This window comes from Candidatus Poribacteria bacterium (genome assembly GCA_009839745.1).
In the GTDB taxonomy this organism is placed as follows: Bacteria; Poribacteria; WGA-4E; order WGA-4E; family WGA-3G; genus WGA-3G.
The window spans coordinates 1-19,512 of sequence record VXPE01000090.1; the positions used below are offsets into that span (position 1 = coordinate 1).

The 19,512-nt window shown below is 45.7% G+C and carries 16 protein-coding genes and 1 tRNA gene; all 17 read left to right on the forward strand.

Annotated elements, in window-relative coordinates; translation table 11 throughout:
- A partial coding sequence (locus F4X88_14600) for a class I SAM-dependent DNA methyltransferase (GenBank protein MYA57519.1) occupies nucleotides 1-1,060 on the forward strand: 1,060 nt, incomplete at its 5' end.
- Nucleotides 1,057-2,421, forward strand: coding sequence for a tetratricopeptide repeat protein (locus F4X88_14605; GenBank protein ID MYA57520.1), 1,365 nt, complete (start codon nucleotides 1,057-1,059; stop codon nucleotides 2,419-2,421). The genes F4X88_14600 and F4X88_14605, both read left to right, overlap by 4 nt.
- Before the next feature lie 171 nt (nucleotides 2,422-2,592).
- Entirely contained in the window at nucleotides 2,593-4,245 is a 1,653-nt protein-coding gene (locus tag F4X88_14610; GenBank protein ID MYA57521.1) for a tetratricopeptide repeat protein, read from the forward strand.
- 35 nt (nucleotides 4,246-4,280) lie between these two features.
- A complete protein-coding gene (locus tag F4X88_14615; GenBank protein MYA57522.1) occupies nucleotides 4,281-5,198 on the forward strand; it encodes a cyclic nucleotide-binding domain-containing protein in 918 nt (305 codons plus the stop codon).
- A gap of 24 nt (nucleotides 5,199-5,222) precedes the next feature.
- A complete protein-coding gene (locus tag F4X88_14620) occupies nucleotides 5,223-5,918 on the forward strand; it encodes an adenylate/guanylate cyclase domain-containing protein (protein ID MYA57523.1) in 696 nt (231 codons plus the stop codon).
- A gap of 265 nt (nucleotides 5,919-6,183) precedes the next feature.
- Complete coding sequence (locus tag F4X88_14625) at nucleotides 6,184-7,392, forward strand: TIR domain-containing protein (protein MYA57524.1); 1,209 nt, start codon at nucleotides 6,184-6,186, stop codon at nucleotides 7,390-7,392.
- Between the two features lie 119 nt (nucleotides 7,393-7,511).
- Nucleotides 7,512-8,759, forward strand: coding sequence for a tetratricopeptide repeat protein (locus F4X88_14630; protein ID MYA57525.1), 1,248 nt, complete (start codon nucleotides 7,512-7,514; stop codon nucleotides 8,757-8,759).
- Nucleotides 8,760-9,178: 419 nt separating this feature from the next.
- A complete protein-coding gene (locus F4X88_14635) occupies nucleotides 9,179-10,300 on the forward strand; it encodes an iron-containing alcohol dehydrogenase (GenBank protein ID MYA57526.1) in 1,122 nt (373 codons plus the stop codon).
- Nucleotides 10,284-11,486: a PQQ-binding-like beta-propeller repeat protein gene (locus F4X88_14640; protein ID MYA57527.1), complete on the forward strand. Its 1,203-nt coding sequence runs from the start codon at nucleotides 10,284-10,286 to the stop codon at nucleotides 11,484-11,486. Before F4X88_14635 ends, F4X88_14640 begins: the two co-directional genes overlap by 17 nt.
- 158 nt (nucleotides 11,487-11,644) lie before the next feature.
- Nucleotides 11,645-12,985 carry a coproporphyrinogen III oxidase family protein gene (locus F4X88_14645; GenBank protein ID MYA57528.1) on the forward strand — a complete coding sequence of 447 codons (1,341 nt, stop codon included), beginning with the start codon at nucleotides 11,645-11,647 and terminating at the stop codon, nucleotides 12,983-12,985.
- A gap of 3 nt (nucleotides 12,986-12,988) precedes the next feature.
- Nucleotides 12,989-14,236: a phenylacetate--CoA ligase gene (locus F4X88_14650; protein ID MYA57529.1), complete on the forward strand. Its 1,248-nt coding sequence runs from the start codon at nucleotides 12,989-12,991 to the stop codon at nucleotides 14,234-14,236.
- 146 nt (nucleotides 14,237-14,382) lie between these two features.
- Nucleotides 14,383-14,652: a hypothetical protein gene (locus F4X88_14655; GenBank protein MYA57530.1), complete on the forward strand. Its 270-nt coding sequence runs from the start codon at nucleotides 14,383-14,385 to the stop codon at nucleotides 14,650-14,652.
- Entirely contained in the window at nucleotides 14,649-15,017 is a 369-nt protein-coding gene (locus F4X88_14660; protein ID MYA57531.1) for a clan AA aspartic protease, read from the forward strand. The genes F4X88_14655 and F4X88_14660 overlap by 4 nt, the downstream gene beginning before the upstream one ends.
- A gap of 595 nt (nucleotides 15,018-15,612) precedes the next feature.
- Complete coding sequence (locus F4X88_14665) at nucleotides 15,613-16,875, forward strand: NAD(P)/FAD-dependent oxidoreductase (protein MYA57532.1); 1,263 nt, start codon at nucleotides 15,613-15,615, stop codon at nucleotides 16,873-16,875.
- Nucleotides 16,876-16,930: 55 nt separating this feature from the next.
- The gene (locus tag F4X88_14670) at nucleotides 16,931-17,956 is read left to right on the forward strand and encodes a TAXI family TRAP transporter solute-binding subunit (protein ID MYA57533.1); all 1,026 of its coding nucleotides are present in this window, start codon (nucleotides 16,931-16,933) and stop codon (nucleotides 17,954-17,956) included.
- 220 nt (nucleotides 17,957-18,176) lie between these two features.
- On the forward strand, nucleotides 18,177-19,277 hold the full coding sequence (gene dnaN / locus F4X88_14675) for a DNA polymerase III subunit beta (protein MYA57534.1): 1,101 nt from the start codon (nucleotides 18,177-18,179) through the stop codon (nucleotides 19,275-19,277).
- Between the two features lie 150 nt (nucleotides 19,278-19,427).
- Nucleotides 19,428-19,500: transfer RNA gene (locus F4X88_14680), tRNA-Phe, on the forward strand.
- The last annotated feature ends 12 nt before the right edge of the window (nucleotides 19,501-19,512 follow it).

Here is a 19,512-nt window from a genome sequence, read left to right on the forward strand (position 1 = left end):
TCAACTGCTGGATATGGGACCAGATGTATTTGATGCTACCGTTGACACAAACATCCTGCTTTTTCAAAAGATTGTCTCCGATGTACCCACTGCCTTCGTAGGTGTATCTCTCGGTGCCGATTTTAACAGACAAACCGGTAACATCGCCCAATATTTGAGTGATAATGGCGCGACTGTGGAGATGCTCGCTGAAGGGGAACCCTGGGCGATACTTTCGTCTGCTGAACTCGCTCTGAAACGTAAAATAGAGAATATCGGTAAACCGCTCAAAGATTGGGATATAAACATTTATCGTGGAATTGTAACAGGTTGTAATGAAGCATTCATCATAGATAAAACCAAACGTGAGCAACTCATAGCACAAGACCCGAAGTCAGCAGAAATCATCAAACCACTTTTGCGTGGAAAAGACATTAAACGCTACTACACCAGACCATCAGGATTTTACATTCTGGCAACTGGTTACGACTTGAATATTCTGAACAACTATCCTTCTATTTTCGGTCACCTTGAGGATATAGGAAAACAGATAGACTCCGGAAGAATAAAAGCGAAAGGTAAAGGAGTATTTGAAAGAGACGACCAAGGTGAAAATTGGTGGAATCTCAGGGCTTGTGCTTACTATGCTGAATTTGATAAGGAGAAGATTGTTTGGCAAGAAATGGCGAAGGAAGGAACGTTTTTTATTGATAGAAACAAATTCTATTCGCTTGATACGACTCGGATATTAACAGGCGAACACCTTACCTACTTGCTTGGTATCTTAAATTCAACGTTTTTTCTGTTCGCATTCAAGAATTACTATGCGGGTGGTCATTTGGGTTCAAAAGGTGTCAGATTTAAGAGTGAATTTATGAAAAATTTCCCTATTCCACCTATCACAGATGTAAATCAAAATCTTGTCGCAAAAATTGAAAACAAGGTTGATGCAATCCTTGCAGCAAAAGCCGTAACCCCAGACACCAACACCACAGACTTGGAAAATGAGATTGACAAACTGGTATACGCTTTATACGACCTAACCAACGATGAAATTGCGATTGTGGAGGGACAAGAGTGAATAAAGGACTAAAAATTTTCATTACCTATGCACATAAAAATTCAGAGGCAAAAGATAAATTGATAACCCACCTTGCCGTCATGAAGCAAAACGGATTAATTGATGTCTGGCATGACAACGAAATTCTACCCGGAGACAAGTGGCGGGATGCAATTTTCAACAACCTTGCCGATTCGGATATTTTACTCTATCTTACTTGCCCGTATAGTCTTGCTTCTGAAAATTGCAATAAAGAGTTGACTGCTGCGTTAAATCCAAACATAAGAGTGATTCCGATTATCCTTGAACACTGCGATTGGCAAAATCACCAACTCAGCGAATTTCAAGCTCTTCCTGAAAAAGGCAAGCCAATTTATGATATTAGCGAATGGAATCCTGAGAGCAAAGGGTGGATGAGTGTGGTAGCGGGAATCCGAAAGGTTGTAAACGAAATGCAATCTCAAGCAAAGCCCTCACCCAGTGTAACACCTGAGGAAATAGAAACCCTTGCTTTCTTAGCGTTCCATCGGGGTAACTTCATGATGATGCTGGATCAAATAGACGAAGCGTTAAAAGTCTACTCACGTGTAATCGAACTCAGCCCGAATAATGCTGAAGCCTATAACAACCGTGGATGTGCCTTTCAAATGAAAGGTGAGTATAACCGTGCTACAGCAGATTATAGTAAAGCAATTGAAATATCGCCTGATTGTCCTATATTTTACAATAACCGTGGTGCTGCTTACAGTGCAAAAGGCGAGTATGACCGTGCTATAGAGGAACATAATAAAGCCATTGAAATAAATCCGAATCGTGCTAAACCCTATAACAATCTTGCTACTGCTTACAGTGCAAAAGGCGAGTATGACCGTGCTATAGCAGCATGCAATACAGCAATCAGAATTTCTCCTGATTATACCGATCCTTATGTTAATCGTGGAGTTGCTTATGGCGAAAAAGGTGAGTATGACCGTGCTATAGAGGAACATAATAAAGCCATTGAAATAAATCCGAATCATGCTACAGCCTATGCTAATAGAGGTAATACTTACAATAAAAAAGAGATGTATGACCATGCTATAGCAGATTGTAGTAAAGCGATTGAAATAGACTCTCACGATGCTTTTTCGTACAACAATCGCGGATTTGCTTATGGCGAAAAGGGTGAGTATAACCGTGCTATAACTGATTGTAATAAAGCGATTGAAATAGACCCTCATTATAGCAGTGCCTATAATACACGAGGTGTAGCTTACAGCGGAAAAGAGATGTATGAGCGTGCTATAGCAGATTTTGATAAATGTATTAGTCTAAATCCTTCCTATATGACTGCACGTAAAAATCGTAAAGATGCTTTTCTGTTGAGACGCCATGCAGAATAGTCAACATAAACCAAAATTTAAACGCAATAAGTGGTTAAAACGAATTTAACCAATCCCAAAACTACTAATTGCGAAATTGTTTTCTTAACAGATAAATTGATCAGGACTTACGCCCGAACAAATTAGTAAACTGCTTACACCGACAGTTCCAAATCCTCGGAGGGAAAGAAGATGAACAAACCCAGAGTTTTCGCAGACTTCCACAACACAGACGCAAAAGGCAGAGCGAGGTTGAACTGTGCCGGGACGATAGCGAATCTCGAACGTCAGGGAATTGCGCTGCAAGCTGGACAATCCCTTAGCATCTATAGCGAAGAGTTGGAGGTCGAAGGTGTTGTTCAATACTCGGAAGAAGAAAAATTGTGGACAGCAGTGATTGATTGGAATGCTATTCAAGAGGTAGAACCTGTCACCTCTCAACTTACAATTCAGGACATCATCCGCGAGATAAAGAAAAAATCGAAAGGCGGCGGTTATATCTATCGCGGTGAACGTAAATGTAATCCAAAAGTTTCCTCAAAACTCTATCGTGATTTTGAGATTGAAACTGGAAATTTTAATATAGACCTTGTCGAAAAAGAGATGCTGGCTGCTGCAAAAAAACATACAGGGGACCTCCCCCAGGACTTTCGCCTGGATGTCATGGCACCACCAAACGTGATAACGGCGTTAACAGAGGAAGCAAGAGATTTTGAAATTCTCACCGAAATCCAACACTACGGTGGTAAAACAAATCTAATTGACTTTACGACAGACTATTTCATTGCCCTTTTTTTTGCATGTGATGGTCGTTATGACGAAGACGGTCGGGTTATCCTTCAAAAAAGAGATGAGATAAGCGACATGATCGCGCCCCCTCGGAATCCACGGCACCGTGTCATTGTCAAAAAAAGTGTATTCATCAGACCGCCACGAGGCTTTATCGAGCCAGAGGAGAGTGATATAGTCACTATTCCGGCAAATCTCAAAGAACCGTTGCTCCAGCACCTGCGGGATTATCACGGCATATCCACAGAAGTTATCTACAATGACATCCATGGGTTTATTAGAAACCAAAATATTCATGGGGATGCGTATACACACTTTTATAGAGGTTTTGCCTGTCAAAATAGAGCAAATGAAGCACCAACACCTGAAGAAAAACAATGGCAATATGAAGAAGCTATTTCGCATTTTACCAAGGCAATAAAATTAAAACCCGATTCTGCCGAGGCCTACATCAATCGGGGTATTGCTTACTATAAGAAAAATGATTTTGATAACGCCATAAAAGATTTTGTCAAGGCGATACAACTGAAACCCGATTCTGCCGAGGCATATTTCAATCGGGGCAATGCTTATGATAAGAAAGCGCAGTTTGATAATGCCATCAGAGACTATACAGAAGCAATAAGACTCAACCCAGACGACGTTAGGACCTATTACAATCGAGGCAATACTTACTACGAAAAAGGTGATTTTGATAACGCCATAAATGACTATACAGAAGCAATAAGACTCAACCCCGATCTTGCCGAGGCGCATCACAATCGCGGTGTTTTTTACGTAAAAAAAGGCGAGTTTGATAACGCTATCAACGACTATACCAAAGCGATAGAACTAAAATCTGACTATGCTGATGCTTATCATAACCGCGGTGAAGCACGGTTGCATCTGCAAGAATGGGAAAAAGCAAAATCAGACCTCATCACTGCCAAAGAGATGGATGTGTATATCATCGCTGCATTCCATAACGACTGCGAAAACGTTGAAGATTTTGAGCAGAAAACTGGTATTCAGTTGCCAGAGGACATTGCCGAACTGCTAACACCGCCGACAGCATAGCAAAAAACAAAAACTATCTTATTGGAAATTGATAAATGATGGAAATGATTAACAGATTTCGTGGAATGGAAAATTTCAATCGACTTATCTCAGCTTTACGTCAACAAACCATCATTCATGATAACGAAAATTTAACTATAGAATTGGCGAAGCAAGCTGAAATCCTTCAGTTTGAACCTAAGGGAGAACTAATCGCCCAAGATGGGACAGACGATGACCTCTATTTTATACTCGCCGGACGGCTTTCTATCGTTGTTAATGGGCGGGAAGTAGCAATCAGAAAATCCGGAGAACATGTCGGTGAAATGGCGTTAATTGATCCCTCTGCAAGGCGTTCTGCGTCCGTTATTGCCATTGAACAAACAGTTGTTGCGAAAATCTCTGAGACAGCCTTCCGTCCATTGGCAGATGAATACCCCAGAGTATGGCAACTAATTGCCACAGAACTTGCTAAAAGGTTACAGCAAAGAAATAAGTTGGTACTTTCTACGAATCCACGCCCCGTTGTGTTTATAGGTTCCTCAACGGAATCACTCCCTGTTGCACGAGCAATTCGTTCCAATTTTGACCACGATGATTTTGTTGTAAATTTATGGACAGATAGAGTGTTCGGTCCTTCACGGTTTCCAATAACTGAACTTGAAAAACAGGTTCAAGAAGCCGATTTTGCGGTATTAGTACTTGGGACTGATGATTTTGTGAAAAGCCGTAACGAAGAATTTGATGCTCCTCGTGATAATGTAATTTTAGAGTTAGGACTATTCATCGGTGCCTTGTCACATGAGCGCACCTTTATGGTTGTCCCCCGCGGGGGCAATATTAAAATTCCTTCGGATTTGTTCGGACTCACTCCTTTGGATTATAGGTTAGAGAATTCCGATGACTTTATCTCCTTATTGGGTCCGGCATGCGATCTACTTCGGGATATTATTCACAAGATTGGTGTTAAGTAATTTCACACAAGGAGAATTGTTTTTATGAGTTTAGTTAAGGATTATGCTGAAGCGGTAGAGAAAATATTTAAAGATACATGGACTACCCGGGACGGTCAAAAAGTTCCAGAGTCAGAAAATTTAGGGTTAGGTAACGATGCCGTAAAGTTAGATGGGACCGTACTATATGCAGATCTTGACGAATCTACAAATCTTGTGGACAACTACTATCCTGAATTCGCGGCTGAAATATATAAGGCATACCTCAGTTGTGCTGCTAAGGTTATACGATCTGAGGGTGGTGAGATCACTTCTTACGATGGCGATCGTATCATGGCAGTATATATTGGTGAATCGAAAAATACTAAAGCCGCCCGTTCAGCATTGAAAATAAACTACACAGTCACCGAGATAATCAACCCTCTCATAAAAAAGCATTATCCTTCAACAAACTACCGTGTCAAACAAGTTGTAGGTATTGATACCAGCGATTTATTTGTAGCACGCACTGGTATACGGGGATCAAATGATTTAGTTTGGGTTGGACGTTCAGCAAACTACGCAGCAAAACTATGTTCTCTTTCACCCGATTACCCATCACGACTGACTGAAACAGTGTACAATCAATTATATGAGTCGCTTAAGTATTCAAATGATGGAAGGTCTATGTGGGAACTGGACGGTTGGGAAAATATAAATGGGATAAGGATTTATCGATCAACATGGTGGTGGTCAATATAAGTAGGCTGCCTCACCGGAGCAGTTAGGAATAGCCTAAATCACGAATTAAGTAAAAAATAGCGATTTTCTAATCCCCGTCCCCAGCCCATCTGTGATAATCTGCGATTTTGATTGCTTCGCAAAGTTGACGTTGACAAACGGATGCAAACATGGTATGATTTAATAGTTAGAGGTATCCCGCATTGTGGGCGGATGCAGTGGAATAAATTTATGAATCGCGGATTGCGCGGAAGATGGAGCTTGCAAGCATTTAAGAGGGTCAAAAATGCAAAAATACGATGTTGCCCTATCATTTGCAGGAGAAGATCGAGAGTATGCTGAGACATTGAGAGATCTCCTAATAGCGGGGGGATATAAACCCTTTTATGATGAAGACGAGTTAGCAAGTCTTTGGGGCAAAAATCTCTATGACTACTTGTCAGAAGTTTACAAAGACCGAGCGCGCTATTGTGTGATGTTCCTGTCTAAGCACTACGAGCGAAAGTTATGGACAAATCATGAACGCCAGATGGTTCAAGCACGAGCATTTCAGGAAAACCGTGAGTATATTCTGCCAGTGCGTATTGATGATACAGAGATCCCAGGAATTCCACCGACGATTGGATACCTTGATTTACGTTTAATCACAATTGAAGAAGTATATGAGGCTTTAGATAAAAAGTTGTCGGGCACAACACCAAAAACCGCTGCAACGGATCGAACGACTGCCAGTGTCGTTGAGCAAAACACAACTGAATATGTCTTGTTAGTCTCTGAAGATGGAAAGTCGTACTTCGTTCCAGTTCAAAAGGCACATTGGGATTCAATAGAAATTTCGCTTGAACTGCTTCCAGAATCTCCCGAAGAAACCGCTTTTCTGCGCACATTAAGAAGGCATATCACTGATGCATTTGCAAGGGATGTTCATATTGCACTTGCACTCAGAGAAGATGCCGCGTGGGTGAAGCCCCAGGAAATTGTAGAAACCACATCCGATTCTCAAATCGTTTGGAAAGTTGTTTTCAACAAAGAAAGACGCAGACAAAATGCAAATCCCCTTGGCGAAATGACATTTGGCAGTCTTTCACCGGACGAGATGGCTGAAATGCGGGCAAGGCGTATCTTACTTGACGAAAAATTAGGCGAACTCCCAGCAGATTTCCAGAACCGAACAGGCCCTACGGGTTTATTCAATGAAGTTACATTGGAAATGTTCATTCGTGGAGGGAACGGATTTCAAATTTCTGCCTCACCCATCCCATCCTTATATCGCTTTATTGGGAAAAGCCAAGGTCAATTTGAGAAGTTTGCCCGTTTAACCTCTGTCCTTTACCTGAAACTTTCACACACAGTTGAGGAGATACTTCAATTTGATTTGAAACTTTTGAATTCTGAACAGGTAGAAGTCAAATTTAAAGGACGTCGACGCAAACGGGCTGCGAACGAGCCTCCTCATATTTTTCAAGTTAATGGTACCTGCCAACTCTCTGAATAATCCACTTGTTGAAAGCTCAATATGCACCACTGTTGTAGTGGGATATTGAGCTGCATCCACTGATCCTTTTCATCTAAATTCAAACAAAATCAAAACCCGAACGGGAAGAAATAATCATTTTGGAAGATCAGAATAACATCACTGCTAAAGCCATAAACAAATTCATAGAATGGGCGGCACAATTTAGCGATGGGCAATACCTGTTTCGTGGCGTTTCAACGGAAAGTTACAAAATAGAAGCATCTGCTTACCGCCGCCTGCCGGAAATTGACAGAAATAATCCGAGTCAATTACTCAAAATCAACAAGGATTTGATAGAAAAAGCGCGAAGCTTCGGACACGATCAGAGGAATGGACAGCAATTGTTCGATCTGGAACTCCTTGCCGAACTTCAGCACTTCGGGGCAGCCACTTGTCTGATAGACTTTACACGTAGTGCATTGGTCGCGCTCTGGTTTGCCTGCCAGCAAAGCACCAAAGGAGACACAAACGGTAAAGTCTTCGCTGTCCGCCACGATGATATGGTCCGGCTGAAAACGGTCAATCCTGAATTAATAAAAGAGGACATTGACTATTTTCTGAAACCGGACAAAAACGGTAGATACTTACTATACCAATGGCAACCCAAACTTCAGAACAACCGTATTATCGCTCAACAATCTGTTTTTGTGTTCAGTGGTGCCCAAATTGAAGCTGAGGCTGAGTATATCATCAAAAAAAGCAGTAAACAAGATATCTTAATATCTCTGGATAAAATATCAGGTATCACCGAAGCCAATATTTATCCTGATTTTGATGGGTTTGCTCGTCTGCATGCCCACGATGAACCGTACATTGAACCCGATCCCCAAGACTATTTACAGCGAGGTATTGAAGCTCACCAAAATGACAATCCGGATGATGCCATTGCATACTACACCGAAGTCATACGGTTAGATCCGACGGACATCTCTATTGTTTCCATAGCCTATTACAGTCGCGGCCTTGCTTACGGCGAAAAAGGCGAGGTTGACTCCGCTATTGAAAATTATAACGAAAGCATACAACTAAATCCAGATTTTGCCGATGCTTATAACTATCGTGGCATCGCTTACAAAAATAAAGGTAAGATTGACCGCGCTATTGAAGACTATGACCAAGCTATACAGCTCAAACCGGATAACGTTTCGTTTTATAACAATCGCGGCATAGCACTATTACACCTACAAGAGTGGGAAAAAGCCAAATCGGACTTGACAATTGCCAAGAACATGGGGGTAGATATTATTGCGTTATTTCAGAACTCATATTCAAGCGTTGCAGATTTTGAGCAAAGGTATAATGTCGAGATACCGGAAGACCTCGCCGCACTGCTAACACCTCCGTAGGTATGATAGTGTAATGAAAAACGCCCATCTTAGTGGATTATCTGATGTTACAGGTTTCAACCCGCGAAATCTGCGCCCTCCGTGTAATCCGCTATTCAGACAATTAACACCAATACCATCCAACCACCGCTTACTCCTCATAAAACCTCGCTACTAAGACAATTCACCTTTCCCTTGATTTTCCCTCTTAAATTCTGGTATCCTGTTATAGGAACTTGTTGCGATGCAACGCCGCGCTGGCATGCCTCAGAAAAGCGAGGTTTTTTAATCTATGATTCCTTGGACTGCTTTCCATTACATGGGTTCTAACCCAGTCACGGATTAACCAAGAACCCGCTCGTAATGAAATTATGCCTCAAATGGCATAATTTGTCTTAGCTTTACATTTGGAGAGCGGATCGAAGGCCATAGTTAAAAAAATGGAAACTTTTGACTGTGAACTGAACCAACAGGTTATCTTCGGTAATAACACAATCGAGAGACTCGGTGAGTTGACCCACAAACGCGGGGGTAGCCGCGCCCTCGTTGTGACAGATGCCGGTATCGAAAAGGCAGGTATCCTCGCGAGAGCCGTCTCAGCACTGCAAAGCGAAAGGATCGCCGCTTACGTTTTTGCTGATACGACACCCAATCCGACGACAGAAGATGTTGACGCTGCGCTCGCAGTCGCCAAGACCAACGCGCCGATAGATCTCATCATCGGACTCGGCGGCGGCAGTTCAATGGATTGTGCGAAAGGCGTAAACTTCCTGCTCACAAACGGCGGAAAGATGGAGGACTACTGGGGCACAGATAAGGCAACACAACCGATGCTCCCCTCTATCGGTATTCCGACCACGATCGGCACCGGCAGCGAGGCACAGTCCTATGCACTCATCGCACAGGCGGATACACACATCAAGATGGCGTGTGGCGATAAAAAAGCACGGTTCGGAACTGTAATTTTGGATGCGACACTCACGGAAACCTTGCCCAGATCCGTGGCAGCAGTAACAGGTATAGATGCAATTGCCCATGCGATCGAAAGTTTCGTTTCCACTCGACACACCCTGATGTCTCAGATGTTCGCACAACACGCGTGGGAGTTGCTAAACACGCACTTTGCGGCATGTCTTGAACCTGAAAATGCTACAGCCCGAAGTAAGATGCTGTTCGGTGCTTATCTCGCGGGACTTGCGATTGAAAACTCGATGCTGGGTGCCGCACACGCCTGCGCCAACCCTCTGACGGCAAGATATGGGGTTACACACGGTGTTGCTGTCGCCTTGATGTTACCGCACGTCATCCGATTCAATAGCACCGTCGCAGGAGATGCCTATCGTGAACTGCATCCTGATGGAGACTTAGCGGACAGAATTACAACGCTGAAACAGATGGGAAATTTGCCGGGTAGGCTCCGGGATTATCCCGTTCAACACACCATAGGAACAGCAGACATACCAACATTGGCAGAGGAAGCGGCAACACAGTGGACAGCACAGTTCAACCCGCGTTCTTTGAATATTAGAGATTTTATGAGACTTTATGAACAGATTTATTAAGACCCAAATGGATAATCGGAATCGGACATATCTTAAAAAGTCAAAAGCGACGGCACAACGGCGTGTGCCTGCTATCCTGCTAATTTTCCTATTGCTCTTCACGTCACACGTATCTTTCGGCGATTGGGCAAGTTTCCGTGGGAATCCACAACTCACCGGTCTCGCCGATTCCCAACTTCCCGAAAATCCGCAATTGCTCTGGACTTTCCAAGCGGGAGATATGATTGAATCCACCGCCGCAGTCGTCGATGGCATCGTCTACGTTGGGGCATTAAACGGAACTCTCTACGCAATCGACGCACAAACCGGCGAACAGAAGTGGACGCATCAGGTAGAGGGAGCCATCAAAGCCTCGCCCTCTGTTCACAATGATGTCGTCTATTTCGGGGATGGGGATGGAGTTTTTCATGCAGTGGACATCAACACCCAAGAGACGCAATGGCAGTTCACGACGGAAGGCGAAATCATATCATCGGCAAATGTTGTTGGTGACCGTGTGCTGTTCGGATCGTATGACGGATTCCTCTACTGTTTGAACCGAGGGAGCGGAGAACTGGTCTGGAAATTAGAGACGGAAGGCTACGTCCACGGCACGCCTGGGATCTGGACGCAAGTCTCAAGCGGTTCTGATAAGGCAGACAACTTTGCAATTGTTACCGGATGCGACAGTTATCTCCGCGTTATCAATATTAACGACGGCACGCAGACACAACAGATAGATCTCGGGGCGTATGTCGGGGCGAGTCCTGCGATTTCACAAGACCGCGTCTATTGTGGCACGTATGGCACTGAAATATTGGGGGTTGCGTTAGATACTGGGGAGATTGCTTGGCGATATCGGCATCCAAAACGCAGATTTCCATTCTTCGCTTCCGCCGCTCTCACGGAAGACAGCGTTATCATCGGAGGACGCGATAAGATGGTGCATGCGCTCTCACAGGCGACGGGTGAGTCGCTATGGACGTATACCGCTAAATCCCGTATTGAGTCTTCTGCCGTCATCGTCGGGAGGCGCGCCTTTGTGGGGACAACCCGTGGGGTGTTTATCGCTTTAGATATTACGACGGGTGAATCGGTATGGGAATTCGCAACGGGTTCCTCTATCGTCGCCTCACCCAGTGTCTCCGAGGGTAGAATCTACATCGGGACTGAGGACGGGATCCTCTACTGCTTTGGGTCAACGTAGATTGGCACGGTTTGCCGTTTCGTGTTATAATATTGCGAACTTATTCAATCGTGAGTTTGACTAAAAACCAGAAGAAACGGACATAATATATCTATTATACGCCCACTCAGCAAAATCGTGAAGAGGTCGATGCCATTTAAGATTAAGGAGCACCCATAATGCCTGAAACAAAACCGGAACCTGCGACAGCAGGCATAGACTCAAAAGATACAACCGTAGGGAGCGTCTTCGTCTCCAACTACCCGCCGTATTCCGTATGGGGCGAGTCCGATGTGCCAGAAGTGGAACGCGCCCTCAGTGAACACCCGCGTCCAGAGGCCACGCTGGGGCTTTACCTTCATATCCCGTTCTGTCGCAAGCGGTGCAAATTCTGCTATTTCCGTGTTTATACCGATAAAAACAGCGCAGAAATCGACACGTATCTGAACGCTCTCGCGAAAGAGGTGGAACTTTACAGCGCACAACCCGCAATTGCTGACAGACCGCTGAAATTCGTCTATTTCGGTGGCGGGACCCCTTCCTATATCAGCGTCAAACACCTGACGGCTCTCGTTGATCGGGTAAAACGGGTAATGCCGTGGGATGCCGCTGAAGAGGTCGCTTTTGAATGTGAACCCGGCACCTTGACAGAAAAGAAAGTAGAGGCGATCAAAGGGATCGGTGTAACCCGATTGAGCCTCGGCGTTGAGAATCTGAACGACGAGATCCTCGCTGAAAACGGTAGGGCACATCTTACCAAAGAGGTGTATCGCATCGTCCCCTGGATAAAGCGTTTGGCGTTCGATCAGGTCAACATTGATCTCATCTCAGGTATGATAGGTGAAACGTGGGAGAGTTGGCGAGAAACCGTCAAAAAGACTATTGAACTTGACCCCGATAGTGTTACCGTCTATCAGCTGGAATTGCCGTTCAACACCGTTTACTCTAAAGACATCCTCGGCGGCGATACACTCCCGGTCGCAGACTGGAAACTGAAACGCGAATGGCATCAATACGCCTTTGAACAGTTTGAGCACGCCGGTTACAAACAATCCAGCGCGTATACAGTGCTAAAAAGAGATAAACACTGCCAGTTTGTCTATCGCGATGCCGTGTGGCAGGGGAGCGATATGATAGGCACAGGTGTAGCGTCCTTCTCGCACCTCAGCGGGATTCATTTCCAAAATGCACCTTCATGGAGCGACTACCTCAGTCACCTTGAAGAGGATAGAATTCCGGTCTACCGAGCACTGAAACCCACAGAATCGGAACGGTTGACGCGGGAGATGATCCTGCAACTCAAACTCGGCAAGATCAGACCTTCCTATTTCAAAGCGAAATTCGACGCGGACATCCTCGATACTTTTGCTGAACCCTTCGCGAAACTGCAAAACGACGGCATGTTACGTGTCAACGCCGCATCGGACGAAATTCAACTGACGCAACGCGGATTGCTCCAAGTGGATAGCCTGCTTCCGGCGTTCTATGCCCCCGAATACCAGAACACGCGATATACGTAATATATGGATACAAAAACGCAACTACACCGCCTCCGTGAGATGCTTGCTCCGGTGTTAGAAACAAACGCTTTCTACAAACAAAAACTCACCGAAGCTGGGATCACGCATCCAAACGATGTCCAATCTTTCACAGACTACCGGCAACTCCCATTTACCACCAAGGAAGAGCTCAGCACCGATCAAGTATCGCATCCCCCTTACGGCACGAATCTCACCTTTCCGTTGGAGCGATATACCTGTCTCCATCGCACCTCAGGCACAACGGGTTCACCCCTGCGCTGGTTAGATACAGCAGAATCGTGGGATTGGTGGGGAAAATGTTGGGGCGAAATCTATCGCGCTGCTGGCGTAACCGCAGCTGACCGACTCATGATCGCCTTTTCGTTCGGTCCCTTTATCGGTTTCTGGAGTGCATATCACGGTGCGCAGCAGTTGGGCGCGCTCACGATTCCAAATGGGGGTATGACCTCCGATCAGCGGATACGTGCGATTCTCAGCAACGATGTGACAGTCCTAATTGCTACACCGACGTATGCATTGCGGCTCGCTGAAGTCGCAGAACAGGATGGTATTAATCTATCTGAAGAATCCTCAATTCGGGTGACACTCCATGCGGGTGAACCGGGGGCGAGTCTACCTGCTACGAAACATCGGATTGAGAGCCGTTGGGGGGCGCGTGCCTACGATCATGCCGGGGCAACGGAAGTCGGTGCCTGGGGTGTTATGTGCGAACCGCAAGCGGGTGTCCATCTCAACGAAGATGAATTTATCTGTGAAGTCCTCGATCCAGAAACGGGAAACGCCGCAGATGAAGGCGAGTTAGTCATCACGAATTTAGGACGCGTTGGTATGCCCGTCATCCGTTATCGGACGGGAGACTACGTTAAGCTTAAACCAGCACTGTGCGAATGCGGTCGGGCGAGTCGTGTTCTTGACGGCGGTGTTATCGGACGATTAGACAAAGCCGTTATCATTCGCGGTCTGAACGTGTATCCTGCTACACTCGAAAACATTGTTCTCAAGTTTTCGGATGTCCGTGAGTTCGCGGGACGTGTCTATGGAACAGGAACACTCGACGAACTCGAAATCCAGATAGAATCTACACATCCAAATCCTGCTGAAACCGCTACTGCCGTCGCCGCTGCGATCCGAGACGAGTTAGGTTTGCGCGCTGTCGTGAAATCAGTCCCACTCGGAACGCTACCGAGATACGAGCTTAAATCAAACCGATTCACCGATGAACGGCTATAGAACACGCCGTCAACTATGTGTTGACGCGCCCTGCAATCTTAGGTTATAATTGTTGCAGGAAAATTCTCTTGGTAGATACGCGATGCAATCGCGTCTTGCCTCTTTCAGCAGAAATAATTTGATTGCTAAATGTGAGGAGAACGACGATGGTATATCCTGATAACACTTCTGAAGCCATTGCTGCTCGCGGCGAAGCACTTTATCAGCAAAACATACGTGACAAAGTTGAAACTACGCACAAAGGAAAGTTCTTGGCAATTGACATCAAAACAGGTGACTATTCGATTGCTGACGAAGATTTGGCAGCCACAGACAGTCTTCTTGCCAAATGCCCCGATGCAACTGTTTACGGCTTACGAATCGGATTTCCGGCTGCTTACCGGATCGGATTTAAGATTTCAGCACCAACGCAATGATTGTCGGAAGAATTACAAATAATCAAGAAGCCATTATTGAATTGGAAATTGTTGGCTTAAATCGGCGAGAGAAGATTGAAGTCGTCATTGATACAGGCTTTGATGGTTCCTTGACTCTGCCAGGTGATTTAATTAACCGTCTTGGTTTCCGACGAGCAGGTCGCCGATACGCAATTCTTGGCGATGGGAATACAGTAGCCCTTGAACTATATCGTGCGAAAGTGTTATGGCATGGCAAAGAACGCGAAGTTCCTGTTCTACGAACGGACGGTGGTCCCTTGGTCGGGATGGCATTGCTTGAGGGAAATCGTGTAATTTTAGACGTTGTGACAGATGGCGATGTCATGATTGAGGTTTTGTCCTAATAGGAGGCAACCTAAAATGGCAGATTATGAACTTAACGGCTTGTGCTAATTAACGCATTGTTTTTGTTATTTTCACAGATATTGATATTATCCCATAAACATACCGTCCCTACGGGACTCAAAACGGATGTTAATGCCGCATTTCTATAAACATATTGAAGAAATACCCAAGCAAATAAACCCTACGGGACTCAAATCATATCCATATATGAGAATTACGGACAAACCGTTATACGTATGTAAATCAATATAGGACTTACGCATATTGCTCTTTTGTAGCATAAACTTTTAGTGTGGGTTTCCACCTGAACACTGTGTTTTCCGAAAAATCTCATCTCACAGAACAGACGACAGTCAAAAGTGCGTAAGTCCTGAAATAAACATATCGTCCCTACGGGACTGAAAGGGGGTGTATGCCGTTTTTCTATAAACATATCGTCCCTACGGGACTCAAGAGGGGCACAACTCGTGAGAAACACATAAAAAAATGGCACTTCTGTGAAGTTGTGTTTTACAAACAGTTATTTAGCACAAGGCGTCAATTTACTGCTTTAGCAGCACAATCAGAACGGATATGAAATACAGCCCTAAATAAATGAATACATATCATACCTACGACACCATCGTTATCGGAGGTGGACCCGCGGGAAGCACTGTTGCAACACTCGTCGCGGAACAGGGGCATCGCGTCCTTCTCCTTGAACGGGAAGCCGAGCCGACATTCAAAATCGGGGAATCGCTGATTCCCGCTACCTACTGGACCTTCAAGCGACTCGGTATGCTCGAAAAACTACGGACGAGTCATTTTCCACAGAAATACAGCGTCCAGTTCTACTCACGCGCCGGTAAAGCCTCCACCCCCTTCTATTTCTTTCAAACCAACCCGCACGAAAGTGCTGTCACATGGCAGGTCTTGCGGAGTGAGTTCGACCAGATGCTCTTGGAGAATGCGGAAGAAAAAGGTGTAGAGGTCCATAGGGGAATCAGTGTGCGAGAAGTCCTCTTTGAAGGGGACACCGCAACCGGTGTTGTTACGCAGCGGACAGACGGCACCCGTGAAACCCTCCATGCCACTGTTATCGTGGATTCTACCGGACAGCGGTCCCTCATCGGAAGGCAACTGAACCTGAATACGATAGAACCGAACCTCAAAATGGCATCGCTCTTTACACACTATGAAGGCGGACACAGAGACGAAGGCATCGACGAGGGCGCGACGCTCATCCTACACACCGAAGAGAAGGATTCTTGGTTCTGGTCGATCCCACTCCCTTACAACCGCACGAGTATTGGGGTTGTGGGCGAGTTGGACTATCTCCTTCAGGGTCGAAGGAATGCCGACGGCAAACTCAATGCCCAAAAAATCTTCACCGAAGAACTCGCGAAGTGTGCGCCATTGCAACAACGGCTCGAAGGCGCGAAGCAACTCCTCCCCATTCAAACCACAAAAGATTTCTCCTACCGTGCGAGTCGTATTGCGGGCAACAACTGGGTGCTCGTAGGCGACGCATTCGGATTCTTGGATCCCGTCTACTCAACAGGGCTGTTTCTTGCACTCAAATCTGGTGAGATGGCAGCGGATGTTATCATCGAAGCGTTCCGTAAGAACGACTTCTCCGGAACGCAACTTGGAAGTTTTGGACCCGAATTTGTAAAGGGGATGGAGGCATTTCGGAAACTCGTCTACGCTTTTTATACGAAGGAATTTAGTTTTGCACGATTCCTCTCAGAATACCCAGAGCATCAGGGCGGCATTGTTGACATTTTGAGTGGAGACGTGTTTAGAAAAGATGTAACGCACATCTTCCCAGCAATGGCGGAAATGTGTCCATTTCCACCCGAAGTGCCGCTCAATTGATATGGATGAGAGCACTTTGTCAGCCCGAAATAACCATAACCTATAGGAGCTCCTCATGAAATCAATCCTGTCCTATCTATCGATTCTCTGCGTTATACTTGCCATCGGGTGCGACAACACCGCAAAACAAAACACTGCCCAAAATGAAAAGGGCAATACTCCCGCCGAGTTGGTGAACGATACTTCTACGAAACGCCGCTATATCAGTATCGGCACTGCCCCTGCGGGTGGCGCGTTCTTCGTCGTCGGTTCGGCAATTGCCGAGGTCGTTGACGGTAACGTTTCCGAGGCGAACTGGGAAGTGACCGCAGAAGCCACGAAAGGCACACAGGAAAACATCCGACGCATCGTGAACGGTGAATTGGAATTCGCGCTCGCCAATGCCGCAATTTCCTATTTTGCCGTGCGCGGCGAAGGGGCCTGGGCAACCGAACACACCATCCAAACCGTCATGACGCTTGCTCCCAATGTTGGACTGTTCCTTACACCACAGTCCTCTGATGTCCGTAGTATCCGAGACTTCACCGGTAAACGGATTGTCGTTGGACCCGCAGGAGCAGGCTTCGAGTACTTCCTTAAACCGATACTGGCGGCACACGGTATCACCTACGAGGATTTCACACCCATTAATAGCACTTATATCGGGGCGGTAGATTTGTTAGCGGACGGTTCTGCTGCCGCTGCATTCGTCGGGGGTGCGGTCCCAACGCCAGCTGCTACACAAGCCAGCACGTCTCAAGACATCTTCTTCATTCCATTCGACGATGCCGCGAAACAGTCCCTCTTTGCAGATTATCCTTTCTTTAATGCAATAACTATCCCTGCCAATACCTATAAAGGACAGACGGAGCCGTTCGCGAGTATGAATGTGGGCGCGATGCACCTCATCACCGCTGAAAACGCAGATGAAAACATCGTCTATGAGTTCACGAAGACCTTGTATACATACCGGGCGGAAGTCGTGAAACGGCACGGTGCCGGCAAAGCCATTAATCCGAAAAACGTCGTCAAAGATACAGGCACGTCTTTTCACCCGGGTGCCGTCCGTTTCTACCGCGAAATCGGCATTTGGAACGAATAGAAACACCATCTTTCACTTGTTGCGATTTTTTACCAAATCATGCACCCTTTTCGTCTCCAAACCGCGTCATTAACAATAAGAAAATAGAAATGTGCAACCTTTACATTCAGGTACCTCAGTCATAGCATCCCCCAAATTACTTAACATAAGTTAAAAAAGTGCTTGACTTTAACGCGTTTTTTTAGTAAAATTGTAAAAATGCTTGTAAGGAGAACCGGAAATGGAATTAACCTTTGAAAAACATGATCTCTTGAATTCTCTGCAAGTGCTACAAGGCGTAGCGAGTGGACGCACAACCCTACCGATTCTTTCAAACGTTCTTATCCAAGCCGCAGATGGAAAAATTGAATGTATCGCCACAGATTTGGAGGTCGGTATTAAGATCAAGGTGGAAGGTGCCATTCAAGAAGACGGGGCTATTACTGTCTCTGCGAAAAAGTTGGCAGACATCGTCAAAGAATTACCGGTAGACAAACCGATCCACTTCGCAACGACGGCAAATGACCGAGTTGAACTCACTTGTGGGAACGGTGTTTATAAAATTATTGGACTTCCAGACGAAGAATTCCCACAATTGCCTGCTGTTGACGGAGATTCACTAACAATTGATGGCGATGTTCTGCGGGATCTACTTTACAAGACCGAATTTGCCGCCGCAACGGAGGATGTTCGCTATTTCCTAAATGGACTCTATTTTAATTTCCTGCCCGATAAAACGGAAGTCGTTGCCACCGATATGAGATGGCTCGCACTTGCACGCTGTGAACGGCTCACGTCAGAGGATGTAAAAGGGTTCATCATCCCACTCAAAGCCGTTAAAGAGATCGCTCGCACTTTCACTGAATCTGGCACAGTGCAGATCTCAATTTTTGAAAATCAGATTCTCTTCGCTGATGAGAATGCGACCTTAACGACACGACTCGTAGAGGGCGATTACCCACCATACCAGAAAATCATCCCTGAAGCTGCGGAAGGCAGAGTGGTCGTCTCTAAAGAACAGATGCTGCATGCAGCACGGCGCGTTGCGTTGCTATCGGATCCGAAGAACTATGCGATTGCTTTGGAAATTGATACTGAGCAGCTCCAGATTTCAGCAAAGACTCCGGAATTAGGAGAGGCATACGAGCCTATTCTTGTGGAGTCTGGCACAGGACGCATACGGATTGGTATCGATGCGCGTTTGTTGATAGAGACTTTGGGACACGTTGAAACGGAGTCCATGGCAATAGAGTTTAAAAGCGAAGTGGAGCCTATCGTCTTTAAACCGGTCGGTGCGGAAAGTCACATCTGTCTTGTAATGCCGATGCGTTTGGAATCGTAGAGACAAATTTCGTATGCCATGTCCAGAGCGGTTAGAAACCGCTCCTACCGGGCCTGTGCCTCTAAAGTCCAGCGCAAAAATGAAAAACCAAATGGGCCTGTAAAAAAACTTGACAACCCCTCCGTTTAATGGTATTATTATATACCTGATGCCGAGATAGCTCAGTCGGTAGAGCAGAGGACTGAAAATCCTTGTGTCGGCAGTTCGATTCTGCCTCTCGGCACTTTCTTTCCAA